This window comes from Anaerosporomusa subterranea, from assembly GCF_001611555.1.
In the GTDB taxonomy this organism is placed as follows: domain Bacteria; phylum Bacillota; class Negativicutes; order Sporomusales; family Acetonemataceae; genus Anaerosporomusa; species Anaerosporomusa subterranea.
The window spans coordinates 1-8,931 of sequence record NZ_LSGP01000027.1 but is presented as its reverse complement, the minus strand read 5'-3'; the positions used below and the strand labels follow the sequence as shown (position 1 = coordinate 8,931).

7 protein-coding genes are annotated in these 8,931 nt (G+C 41.5%); 3 read left to right on the top strand and 4 right to left on the bottom strand.

Annotation, left to right across the window (positions count from 1 at the left end):
- The first annotated feature begins 109 nt into the window (after nucleotides 1–109).
- The 3 genes from AXX12_RS18010 to AXX12_RS18000 all read left to right on the top strand — a co-directional run bounded on the left by AXX12_RS18010 (nucleotide 110) and on the right by AXX12_RS18000 (nucleotide 4,734).
- Nucleotides 110–679, top strand: coding sequence for a recombinase family protein (locus AXX12_RS18010; protein WP_066245744.1), 570 nt, complete (start codon nucleotides 110–112; stop codon nucleotides 677–679).
- Between the two features lie 412 nt (nucleotides 680–1,091).
- The gene (locus AXX12_RS18005; RefSeq protein ID WP_066245742.1) at nucleotides 1,092–3,368 is read left to right on the top strand and encodes a tetratricopeptide repeat protein; all 2,277 of its coding nucleotides are present in this window, start codon (nucleotides 1,092–1,094) and stop codon (nucleotides 3,366–3,368) included.
- Nucleotides 3,369–3,474: 106 nt separating this feature from the next.
- On the top strand, nucleotides 3,475–4,734 hold the full coding sequence (locus tag AXX12_RS18000) for a tyrosine-type recombinase/integrase (protein WP_066245740.1): 1,260 nt from the start codon (nucleotides 3,475–3,477) through the stop codon (nucleotides 4,732–4,734).
- 320 nt (nucleotides 4,735–5,054) lie between these two features.
- Here AXX12_RS18000 and AXX12_RS17995 read toward each other — a convergent pair whose 3' ends face one another.
- The 4 genes from AXX12_RS17995 to AXX12_RS17980 form a co-directional block, all read right to left on the bottom strand.
- Complete coding sequence (locus AXX12_RS17995) at nucleotides 5,055–5,822, bottom strand: tetratricopeptide repeat protein (protein ID WP_066245738.1); 768 nt, start codon at nucleotides 5,820–5,822, stop codon at nucleotides 5,055–5,057.
- A gap of 313 nt (nucleotides 5,823–6,135) precedes the next feature.
- Nucleotides 6,136–7,539 (bottom strand): hypothetical protein, encoded by a 1,404-nt coding sequence (locus tag AXX12_RS17990; protein ID WP_066245736.1) that lies wholly within the window; start codon nucleotides 7,537–7,539, stop codon nucleotides 6,136–6,138.
- Nucleotides 7,540–7,740: 201 nt separating this feature from the next.
- A complete protein-coding gene (locus AXX12_RS17985; RefSeq protein WP_066245734.1) occupies nucleotides 7,741–8,529 on the bottom strand; it encodes an SDR family oxidoreductase in 789 nt (262 codons plus the stop codon).
- A 29-nt stretch (nucleotides 8,530–8,558) separates the two neighbouring features.
- Nucleotides 8,559–8,931 (bottom strand): LysR family transcriptional regulator substrate-binding protein (locus tag AXX12_RS17980; protein WP_197470784.1); only part of this gene is annotated, 373 nt, incomplete at its 5' end.

Genomic DNA, 8,931 nt, shown 5'->3' with positions numbered 1-8,931 from the left:
ACACTATATTGTCATAAGTTAACACTATTGACACCGATAATTTCCTCCAATATAATCAAGCCATGATGATGTGTCAAAAGATAGGGTCAAAACAAGTGGAGGAATTGGCATGATTTATGGATACGCAAGAGTAAGCACTAAGAAGCAGATAAATGGCAACTCACTGGAGGACCAAGTGAACCAACTCGCAAAGGAAGGATGCGAGATAATAGTCCAGGAGCAATTCACAGGGTCAACAACAGACAGACCTCAGTTCGATAGGTTAACCAATAGCCTCCGGGATGGTGATAAACTGGTGATTACTAAGTTGGATCGGTTCGCCAGGAATGTCACTGAAGGGATTGCACTTATCAGAGCATTATTTGCTAAAGGTGTAGCAGTCCATGTGTTAAATGTAGGGCTATTAGAAAACACAGCAATGGGCAACTTCTTTTTGACAACATTATTGGCTGTAGCTGAGTTGGAGCGTAATATGATTATAGAGCGGACTCAGTCAGGTAAGGAGATTGCTCGGACAAAGGATGGGTTTAAGGATGGCAGACCCAAGGCATACACTGACTATCAACTACAGAATGCTATGGACTTATTGAGCAATGGTAATTCATATTCAAAGGTTGTTGAGTTGACTGGTATAAGTAAATCCACATTGATTAGAGAGAGACGTAAACAAACAAAATAACTACATAAATACCATAAGACCTTAGGGCAATAACCCGAGGTCTTTTCTTATGACCAACTGTAATAAGTATTGCATCAACTATAGGCATGGTCTAAGGCATTAGCGTCATTTTATGTTAAACATCACTTCAGTCAGCCAGAGGTCTCGGTGGTATCCAAAGGTGAAACTAAGAGAGATAGTAAATAAATATAAAAACAGAGGTATAAGTAATGGGTGTCCTGGTGTGTATGGCTGCTGGTGGGTATACGGGGGTAACACAGACGGGAATTAACAAATAAATACCCTCACGCAAATTCTGCCCAACTTTTCAGCTGTAACCATCGATTATTATTGAATTAATATAGTTAAAGGAAGGAAAAAGTCAATCAATGTAAAATTGTGTTATAGAAAACAGAATTTGGGGGGATTCTTTATGGATGGAATATCTGAAATATGGAATCTAATGGAGAACAGGCAATTTGAGGAAGCTGAAAAATTACTGATGCCCTTATATTCGCAGAATCGTAGAGACCCCATGGTTAACTACTTGTTGGGCCTATTTTATAATTACTATGACAACCCAAAGAAATCAAAAGATGAAGCTACGCGACATTTTCAGAAAGCCGCTTCATCAGATTTTCCTATTGAGAATGCGTTTTATGAACTGGCAATGTTGGAAAGAAACCGTGAAAAATCTGCACGTATTTTGAAACAGGGGATTATGTATTATCCAGAAAGCGAATTATTATATGATCATTTATTATGTAGAACAGAAAGATGCGATAGAGAGGTGCTATATAAAGAAATTGCAAATAAAGGGATAAGCACACTGTCAATTGATTGTACTATGATTGAAACTCGGTTCGATATGCAAGACTTTGCCGGGACAATATCTCTAATTGCAAACAGGAAAACGACTGACCCTGCTCTAAATTTTTTGCTTCGACTCGTCAAAGGGGCCTGTTTATTATCGGAAAATAACCTTGATTCTGAGCGGATTTTTAAGGAGATAATAGAAGAAGATATTTGTCACGGGTTAAACCACATGGCTCATTTTGGACTTACTTTGTTCTATTTGAAATCCGGATTATTAGAAGACGCAGTTAAGATATTTTGTGAGATTCCAATGGATACATCTGTCGATCCTTGTCTTATGGAGTATCCCCTGCATGTCAGTTTTGTTGACTATATGCTTAAGGCTATTTCAGATATTGAGACTGGAGTTAATGATCGGAAAGTTGTTGCACGTGCAAGAGGTATTCGGGGTTTATTCTTGTATAATCAGGAGGCGGAAAATAGCACAAAAGTTATTCGGGACTTGGAGTTTTGTATAAAGATATTTCCTGGGACAGTTTCCATAGTTGAGAGTCTGATAAGTATATATACTGACAAGGGAAAACCATATCAAGCCTTTGAGAAATGTATTAATTATATTGATGATTACTATTATCAATGTAGTGATTTATCCTATTGTTTTATTGATAATTTGAATGACAATGATCTTTTATCAGTGGTCCAAGAAATCAAGACAAGAATTATAAAAATGCCAGAAAAAATCACTCGAACAATTTTCGATCCTTTAATTGAGCGATTATACAATGACAAACAGTATAAAGTGATATGTTCAATGGCGGATATTATAAATGAAAAGCTGCTCTTAAAGACTAATGTTATATTTGAAATTGCATATTCTTATAATGAACTAACACGAAAGTCAGATGCAAAGCACTATTATTCTGCCTTAAAAGCTATAAATGATAGTTCAGCAGTTTCAAATAATTTAGGAATAATTTTTGAAGATGAGGGATATCTCGAAATAGCAGCGGATCATTTTTCTAATGCTCTTAAATTAGATCCTAATAACAAGAGCGCTCCCAATAATTTGAAACGGGTTAAGGAGAAAGCGCATCAGCAGGCGATAGTTGATCTGGAGAATAAGAAGTCTGCTGAAAGCTTTTTTTCTGAAACCATTTTCATTCAAAATAAGTTATATAAATTCGCACAACATAGAAGTGAAAATGGATATGTTATCTGTCCTTATAAACAGCTTCCTGCAATGTTCAATGTAAGTGCGATCAATTCAAATGAAGTTTTGAATTCGTTTTTGAAAAAAAAATACTTAATAAAACGAACTAATCATCTCCCAACTAATAGTAGTGTATATGAAATAAACCCAGAGATATTGAAAGAATTAGATTTAATTGAATCTAATATAAAAAATGAGAATGAGTTATTATCGGTTGCAGAAAAAATCAACCTGCAGAACATGGAGAAATTAGGATACAATAAGGAACTGCTAACCGCTACACAAAAAGTAAATTCCCAAGAACTGCAGATCATGCTTGCCAGAGATTTAAAAGAAAGCGTGGTTGCATTATTGTCGGGTTCTTTCAAATCTTCCTTAATTCTATGCGGAAGCATCGTCGAGGCTGTGCTCCTTGACAAAATAACGGCAAATGGGATAACTCATTATAAAATGGAAGACGGCAAAACAAAGAGTGTTAATCGTATGGTTTTAAGTGATTTATTACTTGTTGCAAGTCAAGAAAATCTTATTCAAAATCAGTTATACCATTTTTGCCACGCAATACGTGGGTATAGGAATATTATCCATCCAGGCTTGGAGGCAAGGAAACAGGCGGTGGTTGTAAATGAGGATAACGCAAACATGGCATGGGATATAGCCCGGAAAGTATTGCTTGAAATATAAAAATTGAGCTTCTCAAGGAGTTTGCAACTAATTAACACCTCTTGACCGCATAGCATAAACGGGCTATGCTATATATACCATATTTAAGCGGGAAAGTGGTGTAAGCATGGCAAAAGGTACTCGGAAAGGTCACGGCGAGGGCACAACGTACCATTGTAAGGATGGTTACTGGAGAGGCCAAATAACTATCGGTAGAGATCACGAAGGAAAGCAAAAACGGAAGACATTCTCCGCTAAGTCTCAAAAAGAAGTTATTGCGCTGATGAAGGAGTTCCAGTATAAGCAAAGTCGTGGAGAATTGCCTAAGACCAATATGATTAACTTGGGTGATTGGATGATTTCTTGGCTGGAAAACTATAAGAAGCCAAACCTCCGGCAGACTACCTATGAAAACTACGAAACAATTATTAAGACCCATATTTTGAAAAGCCAGATTAGCAAGGCTCAAATCCAGAAACTTACAACTGACCAGATCCAAAAGTTTATGGCTGCAAAAGCCGAGAAGGGCAAAACAGTCGCTGTCAAAGAAGAAGTTCAAGAAAACGGTCAAACGGTAATCAAGGTAAAGCATATTGAAGGTCCGCTTTCTCATCGAACGGTAAATTTCGTACACTTCTTAATTCAAGCTGCCCTTGAGCAGGCCTTGAAAAACAACATTATAGTTAAAAATGTTGCAAGCCTTTGTGAGAAATATAAACAGGACAAGCAGGAAGTCAAGCCGCTAACAAAAGAAGGTGCAACGAGCCTTTTGCAGACTCTAAAGAATCATCGTATGTACGCTGCGATACTCCTTGATTTGATGACAGGTCTCCGTAGGGGTGAACTACTGGCACTGCGTTGGTCAAATGTAGACCTTGAGAGAGGTAGTATCACAATCACTGAGAACCTTGTAAGGGTCAAAGGTGGTAGTAAGACACATAAGCCGAAAACCAAGAGTTCTATAAGAACTATTCAGATTCCCGAAAGGGTCAAGGAGGCCTTGAAGATACACAAGGCTCAACAGGATGCTGAAAAGGCAAAGGTCGAGGAGAAGCTGAAGGAAAATAAAGATGATCAGATAGAGCCATATGAAGATAATGATATGGTCTTTTGTCAGCCTAACGGCAAGAAAATTCAGCCGAGGAATTTCCAAAGGATGTTTGAGGGATGGGCTTCAAAGGCAGGGTTACCAAAAGGTACTCGGTTGCACGATCTTAGGCATACCTTCGTAACAAATATGTTTGCGTTAGGAGTAGACATTAAAACTGTCCAGAGTTACACAGGCCACTCCGACACAAGGACACTTTTAGACACCTATGCACATGTTATACCTGAGTCACAAAAGAGTGCTGCTAAAAAAATGAATGATATTCTTCCGGAGATATAGGATAAAAGCTTGCGGTTGTTGAGTTTGTATGATAATAATTTATGCTTAAGTTTATGCTTAGCGACCTAATTTAGCTTTCTTTTATTTGTCTTATCTTTATTTAACTTTGATGATAGAGATTAAGTTAATCCCTTATAGATACTGGGATTATAGCCAAATGTGGCGGTACTGCTGAAGTCTGATTTTAGGCAAAAATAATGCAAGCCCTTTATTCACATTCAAGAGGTCGCTGGTTCGAAACCAGCATGCCCCACCACCAGTAACAACAAGGCCTGGACGGCATTTCGTCCAGGCCTTGTTGTTTTCCCCATTCCAACTTATTAATCCAGTAATTCTTGTAATTTTTTCTCGGCAATATCCCGATAAATGTGAGCAGGCACCGCAAATTGCAATAGTGTTTGAAAATCATTGATTGCCTTCGCTTTTTGTCCCTGAGCCTCGTAAGCCAGCCCACGCCGGTAAAGCGACTCCGTATTGTCAGGGTCAATCTTCAAAGCCTCAGTATAATCCGTAATCGCTTGCTCCTGATTGCCCAAATCTTCGTAAGAGTGCCCCCGATGGTTAAACGAACAGGCAAAACCCTTGCGGACTGCGATCGCTTGGCTAAAGTCTGCAATCGCCAGCTCGTGATGCCCCTGTGCAGCGTAAAGAAGACCACGGTTATTATAAGCCGCACCATGTTCCGGATTTAGGGCGAGGGCTTGCGTGAAATTAGCAATGCCCTCTTCAGTGCGCTCGATTGCAGCGCAGGAGAGGCCTCTGCTGTAATACGCATCAGCATAATCTGGATATAGTGCCAGTAAGTGAGTTAAGTCGGCAATGGCTTTTTCGTGATAGCCCTGGTTTGCGTATGCTTCTGCCCGGCCATTATAGGCAGCTGCATTAAGGGGTTCTAACGCCAAGGCCGCTGTATAGCCTGAGGCTGCCTCTACTGTGTAGCCCATATCTGCAAACAGATCAGCCCGACCGATAATGGCGTTGATATCTTTCGGCGACACCTCTATTGCCTTGGTGTATTCAGTAATGGCCTCTTGATAACGTTCCTGCTCTTCCAGCCATTTTGCCGTTTGATAGTATTGCTTTAACAAATTTAGTACCCCCTTTGCTGTTTACTCGGGTTAGTTCATAGCGAGTTGTCATTTATTTCTATATCTCATAAAAACAAGTATTGCGGTTGACGAGTTGTTTGGGATACAGAACACCTGTGATTACTCTTGACAGAGAGTTGTACCCCTGCTTCCCTTTCAAGCACGCAGACCTGTAACGAATAGTTCTCTCTTTGTCAGTAAATACCTTTCTGACTTTGCTAATGTTCGGGTTGAAGTAGGCGAGGAGTACAGAAAGAGGGCGTTCCAAAGCAGTACTGCTTTTGGGACGCCCTCTTTCTAAAGGAGAATTTGTCTATCGTATTGTCACAGTTGTTTTGCCTAACACTTTACCATCTTGATCTACGAACTTCACATTCATACCGCCGGATATGGTAAACAGATTGCGATCCACCAGCACGTAATCGGCCGGATATACAAAATCGCGTATATCTGGGTCGTTCAGTCTCGGACTCTTTGCTCTGACGGTTACCGTCATTTGGTTGCCTTTTACAGTGACCTTCTCGATACCGATGTTATGACTGGAGGATGTCCCGCCAAGGTAAGCCAGCAGAGCCACTTTATCGGTTAGGTCCACAGTGCTCAGTTCGTCGAGAACAGGCTGTGGAACTGTTTGGGCCTTCATTTGCAACTGACGGCTGTACACAACAGCTACTCCCATATCCTGCGGATATTCGGGTTTTTGCCAGTGCCAGTCTTTGTACGCATTGGTTTTGAAAATGACATTACCTGATGGTTGACCAGGTTGTACCACTGTTTCATACACCTTGTACGTCGTCCAGATAGCACCGTCATCGCTGCCTAACGGTCTAACTAGAATCATCGTATAGTTTTTGCCGTTCTGAGTAACCTGCAGATCGATTTGACCATGACGAGCAATCGAACTGCTGCTTAATTGGCGAACAATCTTAAATTGCGCTTTGTCCCCCAAACCGTAGTAAAGTTTACCCTCTCGTTTAGCTACTTCCATCGGATCAAGACGCCACAACTCACGTCCCTCGTCAACATTCTGCTGCCATTTGATTACCTTGTTATAATCAAGCCCTACGACTCCACTACCAACCACCGGCTTGTCCGGTTTCGCAACAACAGCTGCTTCGCGAATAGATACGATTTGCCAAATTCTTTTGCCGTTAGGCTGGCTAAGCTCAACAAGATAATACTTGCTTCCATGTCCAACAAGCACATAAGCCTTACTTTTATTAGACGCCGAAATTTGGGAAATGAGTGTAAACGAATCGGATTTCGCATTGAATCCATATTTGGCTGCATGATTTTTCACGACTTGGACAGGATCAAGCAACCAAAGCTGTTTGCCGCTATTAACATTCTGCTGCAATTGATTCACAACAGAGTTATCGACAACAATTTTTGCAGTTTCTTTGCCAACAGTGTCAACCACTACGCGTTTTGCCTCACCTTTGTCGTCAGTCACTACAACTTCTGAATTGGTGATTACTTTCTCGGCTGGCTGCTCAATCAATTCTTCAGCCGTCTCGACTGCTGAGGGGCTAGCTGATACTTCCACAGTCGGCGAGTCAGATTGTTCTGCTGGCGCCGCTTGAGCTTGGCTGGCTCCCGATGATGCCCATTTCAGCGCCGCAGTCGTGGGTCCCGGAAGTAGTGATGGCATGACGGCACCTGCAAATACTGCTGTACCGATGGCTGCTGTTAGTAGTTTTTTTAATCGTATATTCATTATTATTTCTCCTTTTAATTTGGTCCATTGAGCGCTCTCATTTTATTAAACGAGAAGAAACAGCAAAGGTAACGCCCGAGCTGACAGAAGGTACCCAATTTTTCTTGTATCTATGTTTTTACTCTCGTCATCCGGCAACAAAGGGCTGCACCCGACATCAAAATGTCTGGATGCAGCCCTTTAGTCCCTTTTCGCACTCGCTTAAAACGCTTTCGTCAACCCGCCATCAACCAGGATTGTCTGTCCGGTGATATAACTATTAGCTTCTGAACACAAGAATACTGTTAGTCTGGCGTACTCATCCGGTGTCCCATAACGGCCTAGAGGAATGCTTTTGACCGTCTTTTCGTAGATTTCTTCGACACTGATGTTTTCTTTATTAGCCCGGTCTTGATCTAGTTGCTGAATTCGGGCGGTGCTGATACGGCCTGGTCCCATGACATTGACCAGGATATTATCTTTGCCGAGTTCCTGGGACAATGTTTTGGTCAGCCCCACTACCGCGGTGCGAAAGGTATTAGAGAGGATGAGGTTGTCTAATACTTGTTTTACAGAGGAAGAGGTATAGTTGACAATGCGGCCTTTGCCCAACTGACGCATGTGGGGTAACACTTCGCGGGTGGTGCGGATATAAGACAGAAGGTTGAGTTCATAGGCTTTCTGCCAAGCTTCGTCGCTAAAATCATCAAACACCCCTGGCGGTGGGCCGCCAGAGTTATTAACCAACGCATAAACTGGCCCGAATTTCGAAACCGTGTTTTTTACAACCTGTACGATGTCTGCTGATTTCGTAATATCGCCGACGGTATATGCCGGCTCTTTACCGGTGGCTGCCTTGATTTCTGTCTGCGTGCCTTTCAGCTCTGTTTCCGAACGGCTGAACAGCATGACATTTGCGCCTTCGCGGGCAAATTCTAATGCCGCCGCTTTGCCTAAACCGCCGCTTGATGCCATGACGAGCACGGCTTTGTCCTTTAGTCCTAAATCCATTGTATTCCCCCCTCGTTGTTCTTTTTTGGTTAATCGCCAGACTTGCTTCCCTTCAATAAACTGCTCTGCTCAGTGATGAATTTAATAAACGCTTGTGCTGCTCGGGATAAGTATTTGTCTTTTTTCCAAGCCAGGCCAAAATCGATATACACTGGGTTGATTAACGGAATGGCGGCAATTTTGTTGCTTCCATGAGCAATTTTCTCAATCAGAAATGATATTCCGACGCCTTTTTTCACCAAACCTTTAATAGTTTCAATCTGGTCAGAGGATAAGATGATATTAGGGTTAAAGCCATAGTTCTTACATTCTTCAAGGATCACCTTCCGATTATAGGCGCTCTCCTTGAACAGAATAAATGGCTCATTTCGCAGTTGGTCAAGAGATATGACTGTATTTCCT

Bases quoted from the DNA above. Each gene is read 5' to 3' on its own strand.
- AXX12_RS17990 (WP_066245736.1), bottom strand. From the start codon at position 7,539: ATGAATATACGATTAAAAAAACTACTAACAGCAGCCATCGGTACAGCA.
- AXX12_RS17985 (WP_066245734.1), bottom strand. From the start codon at position 8,529: ATGGATTTAGGACTAAAGGACAAAGCCGTGCTCGTCATGGCATCAAGC.
- AXX12_RS18000 (WP_066245740.1), top strand. From the start codon at position 3,475: ATGGCAAAAGGTACTCGGAAAGGTCACGGCGAGGGCACAACGTACCAT.
- AXX12_RS18005 (WP_066245742.1), top strand. From the start codon at position 1,092: ATGGATGGAATATCTGAAATATGGAATCTAATGGAGAACAGGCAATTT.
- AXX12_RS18010 (WP_066245744.1), top strand. From the start codon at position 110: ATGATTTATGGATACGCAAGAGTAAGCACTAAGAAGCAGATAAATGGC.